The sequence below is a fragment of the Vibrio sp. S12_S33 genome, assembly GCF_963889785.1.
In the GTDB taxonomy this organism is placed as follows: domain Bacteria; phylum Pseudomonadota; class Gammaproteobacteria; order Enterobacterales; family Vibrionaceae; genus Vibrio; species Vibrio aestuarianus.
Window position 1 is genome coordinate 1 of record NZ_CAWPQZ010000009.1, and the last position, 19,799, is coordinate 19,799.

The window sequence follows — 19,799 nt, forward strand, 5'->3', positions numbered from 1 at the left end:
AAGGCCGTCACTGTTTTCGGCCACATTGACGCTGCCGTCCGCCGCATCGGCTATGGTAACGGTTGGCGCGGTGTCACTCGTACCGTCGCCGTCGGTATCACCCGGTACGGTGGTGTCTAAATCGAACGTCACTGGCGTGCTTTCAGCTGTGGTGTTGCCCGCTGCATCACTGATACTGCTGGTAACACTATAAGTACCCTCGTCCGTCAAGCTTGGAATGGTGATGCTCGCACTGCCAGTATCGACGTCCGTTTGCGTCACGGTGTAGGTTTGTTCCGTGGTGCTACCATCTGGGTTGGTGATGGTTAACGTCACCGTATCACCCACTTCGACACCTTCAGGAATGGTCACTACGGTTTCAAGGCCGTCACTGTTTTCGGCTACGCTGACGCTGCCGTCCGCAGCATCGGCTATGGTCAAGATTGGCGCGGTGTCGCTAGGGATACTAGTGTCTGTCAAAAATAAATCATCTATTCTTTCGACATTAGGAGAGATTAAAAGTGGGCTTGTTTCAAAAAAAGTTGAAATATCTGGAAACTCAACATCACCAAAATCCAACGTAAACACTTCAGCAATAGAGGAGCTTACAGTTCCACCAGCTGCTGGCGCTAACTCTTCAAACAACGTGGGATCTAGTCCATCTTCAATTAGTTGCTCGATAGACTTTTTTTGAACGAGAGAAACATAATCATCTAAAGAATCTAGGTCACTAGACAATTCATACACCGCAGAAGCCACCAAAGTCCCTGATTCATCAAAAACAAGATAAACAGTACCGTCTTCCCTTGGTGATAAACCTTCCGTTACCACACCGCTCTCACTAATTGACACTACAAAATTCATCTTAAATCCTTGTAAATAAAATTTATTTAAACGAGAGCTCAAGATGCTTTGAGCGCACCATCTCTCCACAATATCTTTTGATTCAAAGTCAGCAAAACAAACTTCTACTATCCCTCATACAACATTAGCTCAAAATCACAACAACCCCAACAATTTTATTAAGTTTACGTTAGGTGCTTATTTCGGTGATTGAGAACGCTTGATCCGCACCAGAAGTTTTGGACACTGAGTTAAGTGAGTACAATCACTAACGAGGCGAACAATGACAACTAAGAAAACACGAATCAAACATGCTCCTGAATTTAAAGCCGAAGCGCTTAAGTTAGCAGAGAAAGTCGGTGTCGCTGTTGCCGCACGATAGCTATCGTTGTATGAATCTCAAATTTATGGGTGGCGTAACGCCGTCAAAAAAGATGCAAAAATCAGCGATAGAGAAAGAGAACTCGCCATTGAAAATGCCAAACTCAAACGATTATTGGCTGAGCAAGCTGAAGAGCTAGATATCGTAAAAAAGGCCGCCACCTACTTCGCGAAAAATCTAAAGTAGATTGCTATGAGTTTATGCTCGAACACCTGATGCAATATAGGATTGTCCGTATGGCAACAGTATTTGGGGTTTCTCGAAGTGGGTTTTATTATTGGATTAATAATCGCCATAAAGTCACTCAATGCAACGAGCACCGCAAGCAGCTTGATGGTAAGGTTCGAGAAGTTTTTGCTGATAAAAAGGAGCGCGATGGTGCAAGGCGTATTCAAAAAGAACTTGAAAAAAATGGTAATAAACACGATGTAAGAACTGTCGCCGCGAGCATGAAGCGTCAGGGATTGGTTGCGAAGGCGGCTCGTAAGTTCAAATGTACGACAGACAGTAAGCATAGACTTCCTGTAGCCCCGAACTTGCTTGAGCAAAACTTTAATGCGACAGCACCAAACCCAAAATGGGCTGGAGATATCACTTATCTAGCGACAAGCGAAGGCTGGATCTATTTAGCCGTTGTTATCGGCTTGTACTCACGGCAAGTTGTTGGTTGGTCAATGAGTACCAGAATGACCGCAACTCTGGTCTGTGATGCGCTATCGATGGCATTGTTCCGCAGAGGCATACCTGAAGAAGTGGTTATTCATAGTGATAGAGGTAGCCAATATTGCTCAAAATACTCCCGATACTTAATCGCAGCTCATAATCTAAAACAAAGTATGAGTAGGAAGGGACATTGCCGTGATGGAACGTTTTTTTCGTTCTTTAAAATCAGAGCGTTTAAACGAATTAAGCTTTATCAATCATCAGTCAATCGTAATGGAGGTAGAGAGCTACATTCGTTTTTACAACTATAAACGAAGTCATAGTGGGATTGATTATTTGACGCCAAATGAAAAATACCAACAAATACAAAAAGTGGCTTAAAAACTCTCCAAAAAAGCTGGATCATTACACTCTGAGAACGGCCCTCTGAAGGAACCTCATTGACATACAACCACTGTTTATAGCTAGACAGCTTTCCTGAGCCTCGGCCTTCTTTAATCCGATTGCTGATTTGCTTTTCAGTTAAAACATACTTTGATTTTGCCATCACAAAAACCCGGTCAACTTTTAATCGGTCTAACCGGGTTTGAAAAGTTTTCAACTTTAATGTTTCAGTTTCAAACTTTATTGTTTAGTTACAATCTTTATTGTCTTCCGACAGCCCATTTTTATTCATGCATAGTATTACTCAACCGTTACCGCTTTCGCTAGGTTACGTGGTTGGTCTACGTCGGTCCCTTTGATCAATGCAACGTAATAGGAAAGTAGCTGCATTGGAATGGTGTAATAGATAGGTGCTGTGATATCACTGACATGCGGCATGGTGATGATTTTCATGTTTTCATCACCTTCAAAGCCTGCTTTTTCGTCAGCAAAGACATACAACAAGCCACCACGAGCGCGAACTTCTTCCACGTTTGATTTTAGTTTTTCAAGCAGTTCATTATTCGGTGCAACAACGACTACTGGCATGTCTGCGTCAATTAATGCTAACGGGCCATGTTTCAATTCACCGGCCGCATAGGCTTCTGCGTGAATATACGAAATCTCTTTCAGTTTTAACGAAGCTTCCATCGCAATCGGGTAGAATTCACCGCGACCCAAGAATAGCGTGTGGTGCTTGTCAGCAAAATCTGTCGCTAACGCTTCAATTTCTTTATCAAATGACAAGGCTTGTTCAATTTGAGCTGGCAATGCATGCAATGCTTCTACTATCTCTGCTTCTTTTTCACGGCCAATCACACCTTTTTGTTTGCCAAGTGCGGTAACCATCATTAATAAAGCGGCTAATTGGGTAGTAAAGGCTTTGGTTGATGCAACACCGATCTCGGTGCCAGCACGAGTCATGAAGGCAAAATCAGACTCACGAACCAAAGATGAACCCGCGACGTTACAGACTGTCATGGCTGCCATGTAACCTTTTTCTTTCGCTAGACGCAATGCAGCCAGAGTATCGGCCGTTTCACCAGATTGAGAAAGGGTAATTAACAAACTGTTTGGACGAGTAACAAACTTACGGTAACGGAACTCTGATGCAATCTCAACATCACAACTTACGCCAGCAAGTGATTCAAACCAATAACGAGCCACCATGCCAGAGTTATAAGATGTCCCACACGCGATGATCTGCACGTGTTCCACTTTGTTGAGAATTTCTTCAGCATTGACACCAATGGCGTTAGTAATAACAGAATCAGCTGAAATGCGCCCTTCCATCGTATTGATCAACGCTGTTGGTTGCTCAAAGATCTCTTTTTGCATGAAGTGACGATATTTGCCTTTATCACCAGCGTCATGTTCAGCATTAGACTGTGTTTCTTCACGCTCTATTCGGTTGCCATTGGTATCAAAAATAGCGACTTCACGACGAGTGATTTCAGCAACATCACCTTCTTCAAGGTATATAAAGCGACGAGTTACGCTTAAAAGCGCCAATTGATCAGAAGCTAAGAAGTTTTCACCAACCCCTAAACCAATTACAATAGGGCTACCTGAACGCGCGACAACAATACGGCTTGGATCTTTACGATCAACCACGACCGTACCATAAGCACCACTTAGTTGCTTAGCCGTTTTTTGCAGCGCTTCACGCAAAGAAGAAGAACTACGAAGCTCCCACTCCACTAGGTGTGCAATGACTTCTGTATCAGTTTGAGATTCGAATACGTAGCCACGGTCACGTAACATTTCACGTAATTGTTCATAGTTTTCAATAATGCCGTTATGCACAACAGCGATGTCGCCCGACATGTGTGGATGGGCGTTAGCCTCAGAAGGTTCACCGTGTGTCGCCCAACGAGTATGTGCAATACCAGTACCACCAACAGCGTTTTGTTTTTCAACGGCATCAGCAAGTTCTTGAACTTTGCCTAAACGACGTACGCGAGTGAGGTTGCTTTCACTATCAACAACAGCAACACCAGCAGAGTCATAGCCTCGGTATTCTAAACGACGCAGTCCTTCAACTAGAATTTCTGCCACATCTCGTTGTGCTACTGCTCCGACGATTCCACACATAAGGTTTCACTCCATTTTAGATTTATGTTTCATCCCTAAATCCGCAGCGAAAGGCTTTACTTAGGGACGTTTAATACGTTGTTAAGCGCGAATAACTCGAACTTGATGAGATTCAATTAGCGCAGCCTTTTCGTCGCTCAGTTCATTATCAGTAACCAAAACGTTGATGTGTTCCCATGCCAGCTCTAGATTAGGAATTTTGCGTCCAACCTTGTCAGATTCAATCATGACAATCACTTCTCGGGAAACTTCAGCCATCACTTTGCTCAGACCCACTAATTCATTGAATGTGGTGGTGCCGCGATCCAGGTCGATACCATCGGCACCAATAAAGAGTTGATCAAAATCGTAAGAGCGCAAGACTGATTCGGCGACCTTTCCTTGAAAGGATTCGGAATGAGCATCCCAAGTCCCGCCAGTCATTAATAGTGTAGGTTCACTTTCTAATTCGTTTAGAGCATTCGCCACATTTAATGAGTTGGTCATCACTACCAGACCACGTTTTTCATTCAACTGCTGAATTAATGCCGCAGTAGTGCTACCACAATCGATCACGATGCGGTTATGGTCACGGATCAGCTTTGCAGCGACTCTTGCTAGCTTTAACTTTCGGTTCGAAACTTTAGAGCTAAATTCATCACTCACCACTTCTTTAGGTAAAGCGATGGCACCGCCATAGCGACGCAGTAACTGACCATTTTTTTCAAGAGAAGCCAAATCCTTTCTAATCGTCACCTCTGAGGTTTCAAACTGACCGGATAGAGCCTCAACGCTAACTTCACCTTGTTCATTCACTAAGTTAGCGATGGTGTGTCTTCTAAGCTGTGTATTTCGTTTCGACATGCTTGTTTACTTTTAACGTTACGAACCGAAACAAATAATACTCGAAACGAAACTTTACTGTCTATTTATTTCGAACAAAAAAATTAATAATTCATACTAAAACCTTGTCCTAAGACAATTCTTAGACAGTGATATTGAACTCATTAGGTGGTAGAATTCGCGCCGAAAAGAAAAAAAATTACAGAATTGACCGTTATTTTTTTGCAACTTACTGGGTTTAGGCTAAATAAGTAGCAGAATTACGACACAAAATCCGCAACAGCTGGTCATAAAATGACTAAACTGTTGAAAGACTTTCAGCTCTTTGGTCACAAAATCACTGAAATTGATGTAGGGTAATAGATAAGAATAGATTGCCACTTGTGATGACTTGAGAGCACAAAACTAACTTTCAAATTGTAATAAAATTTACCGGAGAGAACCTTCCATGAAAAAGACCAAAATCGTATGTACGATTGGCCCTAAAACTGAATCTGTAGAGAAATTAACTGAACTAGTAAACGCTGGCATGAACGTTATGCGTTTAAATTTCTCTCACGGTGACTTCGTTGAGCACGGTACTCGTATCGCGAACTTCCGCAAAGTAATGGAAAATACTGGTAAGACTTTAGCTATCCTTTTGGATACTAAAGGCCCTGAAATCCGTACTATCAAACTAGAAAACGGCGATGACGTTGATCTAGTTGCTGGTCAAGAGTTTATATTTACTACTGACACTAGCGTTGTTGGTAACAAAAACACTGTAGCTGTTACTTACGCAGGTTTTGCGAACGACCTAACTGTAGGCAATACTATCCTTGTTGATGACGGCCTAATCGAAATGGAAGTTATCGCGACTACAGCTACTGAAGTTAAGTGTAAAGTTCTAAACAATGGTGCACTAGGCGAAAACAAAGGTGTTAACTTACCTAATGTTTCAGTAAACCTACCAGCACTATCTGAAAAAGATAAAGCAGACCTTAAATTTGGTTGTGAGCAAGGCGTTGACTTTGTTGCTGCTTCTTTCATTCGTAAAGCTGACGATGTACGTGAAATTCGCGAACTGCTAACAGCAAACGGCGGCGCTAGCATCCAAATCATCTCTAAAATTGAAAACCAAGAAGGCGTTGATAACTTTGACGAAATTCTTGAGCTTTCTGACGGCATTATGGTTGCACGTGGCGACCTAGGTGTAGAGATCCCAGCTGAAGAAGTTATCTTCGCTCAGAAAATGATGATCGAAAAATGTAACCGCGCACGTAAAGTCGTTATTACTGCAACTCAAATGCTTGATTCTATGATCAAGAACCCACGTCCAACTCGCGCAGAAGCTGGTGACGTTGCGAACGCTGTAATGGATGGTACCGATGCAGTAATGCTTTCTGGTGAAACTGCTAAAGGTAAATACCCAGTTGAAGCTGTAACTATTATGGCGCAAATCTGTGCTCGTACCGACAGAGCTCTGAAAGCAGAACTAGGTTCACGTCTAGACAGCCCTCGTCTACGTATCACAGAAGCGGTATGTAAAGGCGCTGTAGATACAGCTGAGAAGCTAGCTGCACCACTTATCGTTGTTGCAACTGAAGCGGGTAAATCTGCACGTTCAGTACGTAAATACTTCCCAACAGCGAACATCATCGCAGTAACAACTAACGCGAAAACAGCTGCTCAGCTAGTGCTGACTAAAGGTGTTACTCCTGTTGTTGTTGATAGCATCGAAAACACTGACGCTTTCTACATCAATGGTAAAGAAATTGCTCTAACTTCTGGTCTAGGCAAAAAAGGTGATATCGTGGTTATGGTTTCTGGTGCTCTTGTTGCTTCAGGTACTACAAACACTGCATCTGTTCACGTTCTATAATCGAACGTCGAGTAAAAACAAAAAAATCGGGGCTTGCCCCGATTTTTTGTTTCTGCGGTTTGGATTATGTAGGCTGTTCACCAATGTATTTGCATTTACCAACCAAAAAACTCTTTGTGATGAGTGTTAAGTAATAACACCATAGGTAGAAAATAAAGCGCACTAAGCTTTATTCCCAATACGACCAAACAACCGATGGTCAATCTCACTAGAAAATAATTATACATACTATGCCTCTCGTGCCCGAAGCGTATGATTTCCTTATCTTTTAACTCAATAAATGAATAAAAAGCTAACTTCCTGCTTAGAACAGGGCAAACTGGTGATTAAAAAATAAACAGTTTACTTATTATTCAGTTTAGCTCAAGTGAAAAATGATATTAGACTTTAGTCTTGATGAGAGGAAAACGTAATACCACGCAATACCATCACTACTGCGGCACAAAGATACGATTACGCCCAAAGTTTTTGACTCATATCGAAGCATATCGGCACATTTGTGTAAGAACGTTTGCTGCCTTGGTTTAAGTCTATAAAATCGCGGCCGTGGAGTTAGACTTTAGTCTACCCCTACAGCCGCCACTAAACGATTTTAAACACTATAGACCTCAACAATAAAGATACAAAAACAGTATCATCTGTATTTTTCAGTCCTCTATTTTATACACAACATTGACCCTATCTCGAATAGTCAACGTTGAATCTTGGTAACCATTAGACTCAGAGTTAGCATCCATAGCCATTGCTCTCATCATGATCGGCTGGGTGCTAGGAGTGTTGTAATCAATTTTCCATACCTCACCCAACTTCAATTCAAACCCCTCAGCCAACGAACGAGCTTTTGCATTGGCATCTTTAATCGCTGCTAATCGTGCTTGTTGTTGGTATTTTTCTTGTTCACGAACTTTAAGTTGAATCTTATCAACTTGGTTGATTCCTTCACCCAGTGCAACATCTAAATATTGGTTTAATTTACTGAGATCAGAAACTTCCACTGTCACATTACGAGTTGCTTGGTAACCGATTAACTCTGGTTTGCCAGATTTGGGATAATGGTATTGCGGTGCGAGGTAGAGGTTAGAGCTAGAAATCTGCATTGAAGTAACACCAGACTCTTTCAAGCGGGCTACAAACGACTCAACAACCTTATCGACCGTTGCTTTAGCCTGTTCCGCTGTAAGTGTCGACTCGACGACCTTTACAGAGAATTCAGCCATGTCTGGTACAGCAATCACTTCACCATAGCCAGTAGTGGAAAGGTGAGGAAAGCTCATATCTTGCGCCCACGAACCAAAACTCATCAATCCACTTAATACGGCAACACTTGTTATCAATTTCATGTCTCTACCCTAATTCAATTACATGATTACATAATAGGCGATGTCAGCAGTAATCAAATAGCAGCAAAGCGAAATCACACAACTCTGACGTTGATCATTGAGGTAAGGCAGTTCGAGCATATTCAAGGATCGCTTGTGAGATCGCCTGCAATATGCCGGTTTCTAATTGCCAATGATGCCAATAAATTCGGTTGGTCAAAATAAAACCAGGAGTGATATCGATGAGAGCCCCTTTAGCGAGCTCTTTTTCTATCTGTAAACGAGGGATCAAACAATAGGCGGCACCTGATACCGCAAGTTTTACAAAAGCTTCAGAACTTCCAACCGTATGATTGATAACAGAATCTCTTGGAACGTTAAAGTGATCATGTAAAAATTTCTTATGTAAATCGTCATATTGATCATAGGAAACAGCAGGCGCTTTTTTTAAGGTATTAAAATTAACGCCTTGTGAGAAGTAACGTTGATAAAAGTCAGGATTGGCCACACAGACATAATCCATTCTTCCAAGGTAATCAGCACTACAGCCAGCAATGGGTTGGGACTCTAAGCTAATTGCTCCTGCAACCTCACCACTTTTCAGTTTATCAATGGTTCGAGACTCACCAAAAATCGCTAAATTTAACTCAACTTGCCGAGTTTTCATGATATTTGATAATGCAGGAAGCAGCCACGTCGCTAGACTATCAGCATTAGTCGCTATTGAAATCGAAGTGGGACGCGCACACTCTTCATTCATTAATTCAGGAACGAGATCATTTTCTAACAATAGAACACGTCGATAGAGCCCTAGTAGTTTTTTACCAATCATTGTCGGCCTTGGTGGCTGTTCACGAATTAAAACCGGTTGAGCAACAAACTTTTCAAGCTGCTTGATTCGCTGGGAAATAGCTGATTGAGAAATATAGAGATTTTCTGCAGCTCGTTCAAAGCTGCCTTGTTTTAATACCGCGTCCAGTGCTTCGATCCATTTATAATCCAATCCTCTCATGAATTATTTCCTTATGTTTAAACCTCATTAGACTTCCTTATATATTATTAAAATCATTAATTATACTTATTTTAAAACTGCCGCTATCTTGCACGCATACTTTTTATTCACAATATGAGGATGGATGTGAATTTTTGGATTTTGCTACAAGGGTTTGGCTTAGGCGCGACGATGATCATTCCTATCGGCGCACAAAATGCGTATGTACTCAACCAAGGTATTAAGCGTAATCACCACTTAACGACCGCAACCATCTGTAGTCTTTTAGATGTGCTATTTATAGCTCTGGGCGTATTTGGCGGTGGTGCGATTTTGTCGCAAAATGAGTCACTACTCACCGCAGTGACATTAGGTGGAATCGCATTTCTCTCATTTTACGGTTTTCTTTCTTTAAGAAGTGCTTTTAACCCACAGAAAAATCAGGAATCAAACAGTGAAGTGATTGCTCGTGGCAAGCGAACCGTCATTCTAGGTGCATTGGCCGTCACCGTATTGAACCCACATTTGTATTTAGATACTGTCGTCATATTAGGGTCGATTGGCGGTCAATTTGAAGGCAATGACCGGATTTTATTTGCCATAGGCACTATGATGGCATCGTTTGTTTGGTTCTATTCATTGTCCATCGGTGCGGCAAAATTAGGGCCAACGCTTTCCAAGCCAAAAGTAAAAAAAGGTATCGATATAGCGGTAGCGGTGATGATGTTTGCCATTGCCTTTATGCTGACCAAAGAACTAGCTCTTAGCTATTCCTCTTAGGAGTAAAACATGACTCGGCTAGAAGCCATATTTAAAGCAAATCTCGATTTATTAGCACAGGCAGGAATCACCTTTAACCAATGGCGACATGAACCGATCCTAGATTTTGCGACCGATGAAAAAATAGCGAAGCAATTGGATTGGATCGGCACACACAGTAAAAGTCTATTTCTAAAAATTAAAAATGGCGACTTTGTACTCTACTTGACAGAGAAAGACAAACGCTTAGACAGCAAGCAACTTAAAGCGTTGCTAGGTAAACGTCCTTCTATTTGTAGCGATGAAGAGATGATTGAACAATTAGGTTGTGTACCAGGTGCCGTTTGCCCATTTGGACTTCCGCCCCACATTATTATGGTTGTTGATCGCACTTTATTTCAGCATCAAGAGCTTCTGTATACGCCGGGCGATCCAAAATATACATTCGGTATTACTGGGCAAGATTTAGACCGATTGCTGTCACTACTTCCAAACACAATCCATACCTTATAGATAAGCTAATGACAGTAAAGGCGTGAAATGATAACTCATTTCACGCCTTTTTCTTTATCTAAATAAAATGGATTCTTACAAACCGAATCAATCTAGTTTGTTTAAATGCACATCCATTTGTGGGAATGGGATCTCGATACCATTGGCATCCAGTGCTTCTTTAATAGCTTGCATTGAATCAAAGTATACCCCCCAGTAATCTTCAGTTTTTACCCACGGACGTACTACAAAGTTTACAGAAGAATCAGCTAGCGCCAGTACACCAATCGTCATGTCTGGATCTTTTAAGATACGCGGATCTTTTTCCAACGTTGCACGTAACACTTGCTTAGTTTTTTGTAGATCAGCTTTGTAAGAAACACCGATCACCATATCAACACGGCGAGTTGCATGACGTGAATAGTTAGTAATGGCTCCACCAATAACGCTAGAGTTAGGAACAACAATCATTTTGTTATCTGGTGTTTTTAGAATGGTTTGGAAAATTTGAATAGCTTCAACAGAACCTGCCACACCGCTGATTTCAACATAATCACCAGATTTAAATGGACGGAATGCAACAATCAACACACCAGCTGCAAAGTTAGAAAGTGAACCTTGCAACGCTAAACCAATAGCCAAACCTGCCGCACCGATAACGGCAACCACTGAAGCAGTCTCAACGCCTACGCGCCCTAAAGCTGCAATCAGTACAATTACAAACAATAAGTAACGAACTAAACCATGGATAAATTCAACAACCACGTTATCCATTTCTTTCTTTTTCAAAACCTTCGTGACACTACCCGCCACGGCTTTAACCACAATATTACCGATGAACAGGATCAGTACCGCAGAGATAATATTAACACCGTATTGCACCAAAAGATCTGAGTTATCCATTAGCCAAGTATTCGCTTGCGCTAAACCATCGACCAATGGGACTTCAACCCCCATAGATTCACTAGCCATATTCTGTATCCTCTAAATAAAATCATCATAATTTTGCTGTTATAGCTAAACATCCAAGGTGAATACTTCAATTCACTCGAAATGTCATTTTTTTGGCACAATATCTTACTTTGAGAATTTTACAAAGCCAGTTTAATGATAAGACTGACAAAACAGAAACTTACCCTAAAACTTGATATCAGCTTGTTACAGATTAAGCAATGTTCTCACTATTCGCCAGTACTTAGACTGAATTTTGACAATAAAAAACCCGCTCAATGAGCGGGCTAAGATTGTATTCAATTTAATGAATTATAGTACGTCAATCGCGTTAAGGTCAGCGAATGCTTTCTCTAAGCGAGCAACCATTGAAGCTTGACCAGCACGTAGCCATACGCGTGGATCGTAGTATTTCTTGTTCGGAGCAGATTCACCAGTAGGGTTACCAATTTGACCTTGTAGGTAATCGTGGTTTTCTGCTTCGTACTTACGGATACCATCCCAAGTCGCCCACTGTGTATCAGTATCGATGTTCATTTTGATAACACCGTAGCTGATTGATTCTTTGATTTCAGCTTCAGAAGAACCAGAACCGCCGTGGAATACGAAGTTTAGAGCGTTAGGCGCAATACCAAACTTCTCTGCACAGTATGCTTGAGAATCACGTAGGATAGTTGGAGTCAGTACAACGTTACCAGCTTGGTAAACACCGTGCACGTTACCGAAAGAAGCCGCAATAGTGAAACGTGGGCTAACTGCACTCAATTTTTCGTAAGCGTATGCAACGTCTTCAGGAGAAGTGTAAAGCTCAGATGCGTCCATGTCAGAGTTATCAACGCCGTCTTCTTCACCACCAGTACAACCTAGCTCGATCTCGATAGTCATACCCATTTTAGCCATACGCTCTAGGTATTTCGCACAAGTTTCAACGTTCTCTTCTAGAGACTCTTCAGAAAGGTCTAGCATGTGAGAAGTGAATAGAGGCTTACCAGTTTGAGCAAAGAACTCTTCACCCGCATCTAGTAGACCGTCGATCCAAGGAAGTAGTTTCTTCGCCGCGTGGTCAGTGTGCAGAATAACGGGTACACCGTAAGTTTCCGCTACTGCGTGAACGTATTTCGCGCCAACAACAGCACCAAGAACTTGAGCGCCTTGACCTTCAAGTTTAACGCCTTTACCAGCAAAGAAAGCTGCGCCACCGTTAGAGAACTGAATAACTACTGGAGCTTTTACTTTCGCTGCTGCTTCAAGTACCGCATTGATTGAATCAGTATTTACTACGTTTACTGCTGGAAGTGCAAAGTTATTTTCTTTTGCTACTTCAAATACTTTCTGTACGTCATCGCCAGAAATCACACCTGGTTTTACAAAATCGAAGATCTTAGACATGGATTTGATCCTATTTATTCTGTCGTTTTAAAAATAAAACAGTTAAGTTTAAATTCTTGCAAACGTTTGCTCACAACTGACGCTATTCTAGCAGAATAAAAACGCCTATGCAGCAAACAAGAAAGCGGGAGTAATCCCCCCGCTTTCATTTATGATTATGCTTTAGCGCGCGCTTCTAGCATTTCAACCGCTGGTAACACTTTACCTTCAACAAACTCAAGGAAAGCACCGCCACCAGTAGAGATGTAAGAAACATCAGCTTTGATACCGAACTTGTCGATAGCCGCTAGTGTGTCACCACCACCAGCTACAGAGAAACCTGCAGATTCAGCGATTGCTTTAGAAATACCAGCCGTACCCGCTTCAAAGTTTTTGAATTCAAATACGCCTACAGGGCCGTTCCAAAGAATCGTTTTTGCGTTAGCAATGATTTCAGCAAGTTGAGCCGTTGAATCAGGGCCTAGGTCGAAAATCATGTCGTCATCTTGAACGTCAGCAACACTTTTGATTTCAGCTTCTGCGTTTTCGTCAAATGCTTTAGCACATGCAACATCAGTGGCTACTGGAATAGAACACTCTTTCATTAGTTTTTTAGCAGTTTCTAATAGGTCAGCTTCGTACAAAGACTTACCAACATTATGGCCAGATGCTGCGATAAACGTGTTCGCAATGCCACCGCCAACAACCAATTGGTCTGCAATTTTAGATAGCGACTCAAGAACTGTCAGTTTCGTTGAAACTTTCGAACCACCAACAATAGCAACCAATGGGCGTTCTGGGTTATCCATTGCTTTGCCTAGCGCTTCTAGCTCAGCTGCAAGTAGAGGACCAGCACACGCGGTAGGCGCGTTCATACCAACACCGTGAGTTGACGCTTGTGCGCGGTGAGCCGTACCGAATGCATCCATGACGAAGATGTCACACAGTGCAGCGTATTTCTTAGAAAGCTCTTCTTCGTTCTTTTTCTCGCCTTTGTTAAAGCGAACATTTTCTAGAACAACAAGCTCACCTGCGTTCAGCTCTAGGCCATCTAGGTAATCTTTTGCTAATTTAACTTCACAATCTAGCGCGTCGTTTAGGTAGTTTACAACTGGTAGTAGAGAGAACTCTTCCGCGTATTCGCCTTCGGTTGGACGACCTAGGTGAGAAGTAACCATTACTTTAGCGCCAGCCGCTAGACAGTGCTGAATTGTTGGTAGAGATGCAAGAATACGTGCATCAGAAGTTACTTTGCCATCTTTCACTGGTACGTTTAGGTCAGCACGGATAAATACGCGTTTACCTGCTAGGTCCAGGTCGGTCATCTTGATTACAGACATGGTTTGTCCTCTCAAATATTAATAAATAAAGTTTTTGGAAACCCGGCAACCTTGCCGAGCCTATTAATTCTTCAAACTGGTTATTGATATGGAGATTATCATTATTTATTTCAAGGATAAAAATAAATAATTCTCCATCATCCTGCTACTACTCGGATGCTTGCATTGCGAGCGCCGTATCCAGCATACGATTCGCAAAGCCCCATTCGTTATCACACCAAACGAGCATTTTTACTAACTGCCCATTACTCACTCTTGTTTGTGAACCATCAACAATCGCACTATGGGGATCATGGTTGAAATCGATGGAAACAAGCGGCGCTTCAGTATAGTCAACAATGCCCTGTAATGTACACTGAGATGCATTAACTATGGTTTGATTTACGTCATTAACTTTCACATTTGTATTAATTGTGACACTTAAATCCATAGCCGTCACATTTACTGTCGGTACACGCACTGATATGGCTTCGAATTTGTTAGAAAATTTCGGAAAGATCCTTTCAATCCCCTTATGCAACTTGGTGTCAACCGGGATGATAGATTGGCTGGCAGAACGAGTACGACGCAAGTCTGTGTGGTAAGCATCGATCACTTGTTGATCATTCATTGAAGAGTGAATAGTGGTGATGGTTCCCGAATCGATACCAAACGCTTCATCAAGCACTTTGATAATAGGAACAATACAATTGGTGGTGCAGGAACCGTTAGAGACTATGCGGTGTTCCGCGCGAAGTGTTTCATGGTTTACACCGTAGATGATGGTATTATCCAGATCATTCGCCCCCGGGTGAGAAAACAACACTTTCTTTGCACCGGCTTCAATATGCTCTAGACCATCAGCCTTAGAACCATACACACCCGTACAATCCAAAACAATATCGACCTCTAAATCGCGCCAAGGCAACAATTTAATTTCGCTAAGATGCAATATCCGAATCGAGTCGTATTTTCCCTTTACTTGCGACAAAGTGTCATGGTGGATATAGATGTGCTCTTGATCATGGCTGATTTTTTTTCCAAATCGACCATGACTTGTATCGTATTGCAGAAGGTGAGCCATCGCATCAGGCTGCGCCAACTCGTTCACGGCAACCACTTTAATGTGCTCATTCTTTCCACTTTCATATATCGCACGTAATACATTGCGTCCGATACGCCCAAAACCATTGATTGCGACTTTAAGCATTCTTCTATCATCTTAACTTTTTTAAGTGGCATAAATAGTAACCGATAGCAGCTAAGAGCAACACCCTAATAAAACGTTAAATAGAATTTCCCTGAACGCGTTAATTCTCACTCGCAGTATTGATACGTCGAGCAAATCAAAAAAGCCCCGCTCATGACAAGCGGGGCTCTATATTTTTTGTATGTCTAACGTAAATTAAGCAAGCAGCTCATTTGCTGTTTTCACTACGTTTTCAGTGGTGAAACCAAACATTTCGAACAACTGATCAGCAGGCGCTGACTCACCAAAGGTGGTCATACCGATGATCTTGCCGCCAAAGCCAACGTACTTGTACCAGAAATCCGCAATACCTGCTTCAATCGCGATACGTTTAGTCACGTCTGCTGGTAATACTGCTTCGCGGTAAGCGGCATCTTGCTTGTCAAATGCATCAGTAGCAGGCATCGACACAACGCGTACTTTCTTACCTTCTGCGGTTAGTTGCTCTGCGGCTTTCACTGCTAGCTCAACTTCTGAACCTGTCGCAATTAGGATTAGCTCAGGCTTACCATCGCTGTCTTTCAGGATGTACCCCCCCTTCGCAATGTTAGCCACTTGCTCAGCAGTACGCTCTTGCTGTGCTAGATTTTGACGAGAGAAGATAAGCGCAGATGGGCCATCTTTACGCTCAATCGCCAGTTTCCAAGCTACCGCTGATTCCACCTGGTCACATGGACGCCATGTGCTCATGTTTGGTGTTAAACGCAGTGAAGCAATTTGCTCAACCGGTTGGTGGGTAGGGCCGTCTTCACCCAAGCCGATAGAGTCGTGTGTGTACACTTGGATGTTCTGAATTTTCATCAGAGCGGCCATGCGCATTGCATTACGTGCGTATTCCATAAACATTAGGAACGTCGCGCCGTAAGGAACGAAACCGCCATGAAGCGCAATACCGTTCATGATGGCAGTCATGCCAAATTCACGCACACCGTAGTGAATGTAGTTACCTGAAAAATCTTCCGCAGTCAGTGATTTAGAACCAGACCACATAGTAAGGTTAGAAGGTGCTAAGTCAGCAGAGCCGCCCATAAATTCTGGTAGCATTGCACCAAAGGCTTCAAGCGCATTTTGTGACGCTTTACGTGATGCAATATTGGCAGGGTTAGCTTGCAAGTCGGCAATAATTGCGCTGGCTTTTTCTTCCCACTGCGCTGGTAATTCACCATTTAAACGACGTTTCAGTTCTGCCGCTTCCGCTGGATATGCCGCAGCGTATGCTTTAAATTTGTCGTTCCAAGCGGATTCTTTTGCTTGACCTGCTTCTTTTGCATCCCATTGTGCATAAATATCAGCAGGAATTTCAAACGGTCCGTGTTCCCAACCTAGGAATTCACGAGCCGCTTTAATTTCTTCCGCACCAAGAGGCGCGCCATGACAATCATGTGAACCCGCTTTATTTGGCGAACCAAAACCGATAATCGTTTTAGTACAAATCAAAGTTGGGCGACCAGTTTCAGCCTTCGCCGCTTCAATTGCCGCATTAATAGCTTCAGCATCGTGACCATCAACCGCAGGAATAACGTGCCAACCATACGCTTCAAAACGTTTAGGTGTATCGTCAGAGAACCAACCTTCAACATGACCATCAATAGAAATGCCGTTGTCATCCCAGAAAGCAACCAGCTTGCCAAGACCTAACGTACCCGCTAAAGAACAAGCTTCATGGGAAATACCTTCCATCAAGCAGCCATCACCCATGAATACATAAGTGAAGTGGTCAACGATGTCGTGGCCTTCTTTATTAAATTGTGCAGCTAGCGCTTTCTCTGCCATCGCCATACCAACCGCGTTGGTAATACCCTGGCCTAGTGGACCTGTAGTCGTTTCAACACCCGGTGCATAACCATATTCTGGGTGACCAGGGGTTTTTGAATGCAGTTGACGGAAGTTTTTCAGATCATCAATCGATAACTCGTAACCGCTTAGATGCAGCAAAGAGTAAATCAACATTGAGCCATGGCCATTGGAAAGAACGAAACGGTCGCGGTCTGCCCATTGTGGGTTTTGTGGGTTGTGATTTAGGTGAGAACGCCAAAGTACTTCAGCGATATCAGCCATCCCCATCGGTGCGCCTGGGTGACCAGAGTTGGCTTGTTGAACACCATCCATGCTAAGAGCGCGGATTGCATTGGCTAGTTCTTTATTAGAAAGAAGGTTACGGGAAGACATGTCTGCTCCTGAGTGCATTAAGCGAATTCAAAGTAACGAAATTGGGCTGAAAACAGCGCGGCTATTCTCTCAAAGCACTTTTATCACTGCAAACGTTTTACTGAGGAAATCCGGCTGTTTGTGGCTTATTTTTAGGATATTAACCCAAATTCAAAAAAAATTTGAGCAAACTTAAGCAATCGTTTGGCTTTCGGAACAGAAAAAAATTACTTGTAATTCGAGTATTCAAAACTAGAATAGACGTCTAGATGTAGAAACACCTACATAAATTAATGAATTGAGGTGGTAAGTTGCTAGCGACTTACCACCGACCAACTACTTAAATTGGAGCTCTCATGGCTAAGCACCTGTTTACTTCTGAATCCGTATCAGAAGGTCATCCAGATAAAATTGCAGACCAAATCTCTGACGCTGTCCTTGACGCCATCTTAGAACAAGATCCAAAAGCTCGTGTTGCTTGTGAAACTTACGTGAAAACAGGCATGGTGATGGTTGGTGGCGAAGTGACCACTTCAGCATGGGTTGATATTGAAGAATTAACTCGTCAAACAGTACGTGAAATCGGTTATGTGCACTCAGACATGGGTTTCGATGCAAACTCATGCGCCGTATTGAATACTATCGGTAAGCAGTCTCCAGACATCAACCAAGGTGTTGATAAAGCCGATCCTAAAGAGCAAGGCGCTGGTGACCAAGGTATCATGTTTGGTTACGCAACTAACGAAACAGAAATCCTAATGCCAGCACCGATTACCTACTCTCATCGTCTGGTACAAAGACAAGCAGAAGTTCGTAAAAACGGTACTCTTCCTTGGTTGCGCCCTGATGCAAAATCTCAGGTTACTTTCCAATATGACCAAGGCAAAATCGTTGGTATTGATGCAGTCGTTCTTTCAACTCAACACTGTGATTCTATCTCTACACCAGACCTACGCGAAGCGGTAATGGAAGAGATCATCAAACCAGTATTGCCAGCAGAGTGGATCAGCAAAGAAACCAAATTCTTTATTAACCCAACCGGCCGTTTTGTTATCGGTGGTCCAATGGGTGACTGTGGTTTGACTGGTCGTAAGATCATTGTTGACACCTACGGCGGCGCAGCGCGTCACGGTGGTGGTGCATTCTCTGGTAAAGATCCATCAAAAGTAGACCGTAGTGCAGCATACGCAGCACGTTATGTAGCGAAAAACATCGTCGCTGCAGGCCTTGCTGACCGTTGTGAAATTCAACTTTCTTATGCAATTGGTGTTGCTGATCCAACATCTATCATGGTTGAAACATTTGGTACCGAAAAAGTCTCAGAAGAGATCATTATCGAAGCAGTACGTCAACACTTCGACCTACGCCCATACGGCCTACAAGAAATGTTGAACCTACTACAACCAATCTACAAGAAAACTGCCGCTTACGGCCACTTTGGTCGAGAAGAATTCCCTTGGGAAGCAACAGATAAAGCCGCTATTCTTCGTGAATTCGCTGGCTTGAAATAAGCAACTGCATTGTAGATAAAAAATACACAAGCCCTTACTTTTTAGTAAGGGCTTTTTAGGAATAAATACGTGCAAAACTTTGAGTTACATTACCGCGCTCAAGCAAAAGTTAAACAATGTATTGATATCGCATCCGACCATTTTCGACATCCCTTTCCTTTGCCAACATTAAATTACCAACTCAGAGGCAAAGTCGCTGGAAAAGCTTATTTACAACGTTGGGAAATTCGCTTAAATCCCATTTTATTTGCAGAAAACACACAAGCTTTTTTAGATGAAGTGATCGCACATGAAATCGCTCACCTCATTACTTATCAACGCTATGGTCGAGTCCGTCCACACGGAAAAGAGTGGCAGAGTGTGATGAATCAAGTCTTTCATTTACCCGCCAATACCACTCATCGGTTTGAAGTCTCTTCTGTGCAAGGCAAAACCTTTGAATATCGCTGCGACTGTACTCGCTATCCTCTGACTATTCGTCGCCATAACAAAGTGTTGCGCCATCAAGCCACTTATCGCTGCCAACAATGTTCGCAAACTCTGATCTTTACAGGCGTACAGCTTTCTTAAATTAGTGTTCTATTCGCTGCCTTTCGTGATGACCATCCCCGAAATTAACGATAAA

14 protein-coding genes and 2 pseudogenes are annotated in these 19,799 nt (G+C 42.6%); 6 read left to right on the forward strand and 10 right to left on the reverse strand.

Features of this window, described 5'->3' with window-relative positions; translation table 11 throughout:
- A pseudogene (locus tag AACW06_RS06095) lies at nt 1-843 on the reverse strand (Ig-like domain-containing protein); the annotation flags it as partial.
- A gap of 262 nt (nt 844-1,105) precedes the next feature.
- Between AACW06_RS06095 and AACW06_RS06100 the strand changes: the two are divergent.
- A pseudogene (locus AACW06_RS06100) lies at nt 1,106-2,248 on the forward strand (IS3 family transposase).
- Nucleotides 2,249-2,551: 303 nt separating this feature from the next.
- Here AACW06_RS06100 and glmS read toward each other — a convergent pair.
- Entirely contained in the window at nt 2,552-4,384 is a 1,833-nt protein-coding gene (gene glmS / locus AACW06_RS06105) for a glutamine--fructose-6-phosphate transaminase (isomerizing) (RefSeq protein ID WP_192074423.1), read from the reverse strand.
- A gap of 81 nt (nt 4,385-4,465) precedes the next feature.
- Nucleotides 4,466-5,227 (reverse strand): DeoR/GlpR family DNA-binding transcription regulator, encoded by a 762-nt coding sequence (locus AACW06_RS06110; protein WP_192074424.1) that lies wholly within the window; start codon nt 5,225-5,227, stop codon nt 4,466-4,468.
- 427 nt (nt 5,228-5,654) lie between these two features.
- Between AACW06_RS06110 and pykF the strand changes: the two genes are divergently transcribed.
- Nucleotides 5,655-7,067, forward strand: a complete 1,413-nt coding sequence (pykF, locus tag AACW06_RS06115; RefSeq protein ID WP_192074425.1) for a pyruvate kinase PykF — start codon at nt 5,655-5,657, stop codon at nt 7,065-7,067.
- A 647-nt stretch (nt 7,068-7,714) separates the two neighbouring features.
- Here pykF and AACW06_RS06120 read toward each other — a convergent pair.
- Entirely contained in the window at nt 7,715-8,407 is a 693-nt protein-coding gene (locus tag AACW06_RS06120) for an oxidative stress defense protein (RefSeq protein ID WP_192074426.1), read from the reverse strand.
- A 94-nt stretch (nt 8,408-8,501) separates the two neighbouring features.
- Nucleotides 8,502-9,398, reverse strand: a complete 897-nt coding sequence (locus AACW06_RS06125) for a LysR family transcriptional regulator ArgP (protein WP_192074427.1) — start codon at nt 9,396-9,398, stop codon at nt 8,502-8,504.
- Between the two features lie 126 nt (nt 9,399-9,524).
- On the opposite strand from AACW06_RS06125, the gene AACW06_RS06130 reads away from it, so the two are divergent.
- Entirely contained in the window at nt 9,525-10,157 is a 633-nt protein-coding gene (locus AACW06_RS06130) for a LysE family transporter (RefSeq protein ID WP_192074428.1), read from the forward strand.
- 9 nt (nt 10,158-10,166) lie between these two features.
- Nucleotides 10,167-10,649 (forward strand): YbaK/EbsC family protein, encoded by a 483-nt coding sequence (locus tag AACW06_RS06135; RefSeq protein WP_192074429.1) that lies wholly within the window; start codon nt 10,167-10,169, stop codon nt 10,647-10,649.
- An 87-nt stretch (nt 10,650-10,736) separates the two neighbouring features.
- Here the strand turns inward: AACW06_RS06135 and mscS are convergent, their stop codons facing one another.
- From mscS to tkt, 5 genes are all read right to left on the reverse strand, one after another.
- On the reverse strand, nt 10,737-11,600 hold the full coding sequence (mscS, locus tag AACW06_RS06140; protein ID WP_192074430.1) for a small-conductance mechanosensitive channel MscS: 864 nt from the start codon (nt 11,598-11,600) through the stop codon (nt 10,737-10,739).
- Between the two features lie 291 nt (nt 11,601-11,891).
- Nucleotides 11,892-12,968, reverse strand: coding sequence for a class II fructose-bisphosphate aldolase (gene fbaA, locus AACW06_RS06145; protein WP_192074431.1), 1,077 nt, complete (start codon nt 12,966-12,968; stop codon nt 11,892-11,894).
- Between the two features lie 155 nt (nt 12,969-13,123).
- Nucleotides 13,124-14,287 carry a phosphoglycerate kinase gene (locus AACW06_RS06150; RefSeq protein WP_192074432.1) on the reverse strand — a complete coding sequence of 388 codons (1,164 nt, stop codon included), beginning with the start codon at nt 14,285-14,287 and terminating at the stop codon, nt 13,124-13,126.
- Nucleotides 14,288-14,435: 148 nt separating this feature from the next.
- Nucleotides 14,436-15,476, reverse strand: a complete 1,041-nt coding sequence (gene epd, locus AACW06_RS06155) for an erythrose-4-phosphate dehydrogenase (protein WP_192074433.1) — start codon at nt 15,474-15,476, stop codon at nt 14,436-14,438.
- Between the two features lie 195 nt (nt 15,477-15,671).
- Entirely contained in the window at nt 15,672-17,684 is a 2,013-nt protein-coding gene (tkt, locus tag AACW06_RS06160) for a transketolase (protein WP_192074434.1), read from the reverse strand.
- A 335-nt stretch (nt 17,685-18,019) separates the two neighbouring features.
- Here tkt and metK point away from each other — a divergent pair, with 335 nt between their 5' ends.
- Together metK and AACW06_RS06170 are read left to right on the forward strand one after the other, a co-directional pair.
- Nucleotides 18,020-19,174: a methionine adenosyltransferase gene (gene metK, locus AACW06_RS06165; RefSeq protein WP_171981359.1), complete on the forward strand. Its 1,155-nt coding sequence runs from the start codon at nt 18,020-18,022 to the stop codon at nt 19,172-19,174.
- A gap of 69 nt (nt 19,175-19,243) precedes the next feature.
- Nucleotides 19,244-19,744, forward strand: coding sequence for a SprT family zinc-dependent metalloprotease (locus AACW06_RS06170; RefSeq protein WP_176313234.1), 501 nt, complete (start codon nt 19,244-19,246; stop codon nt 19,742-19,744).
- Nucleotides 19,745-19,799 lie beyond the last annotated feature (55 nt).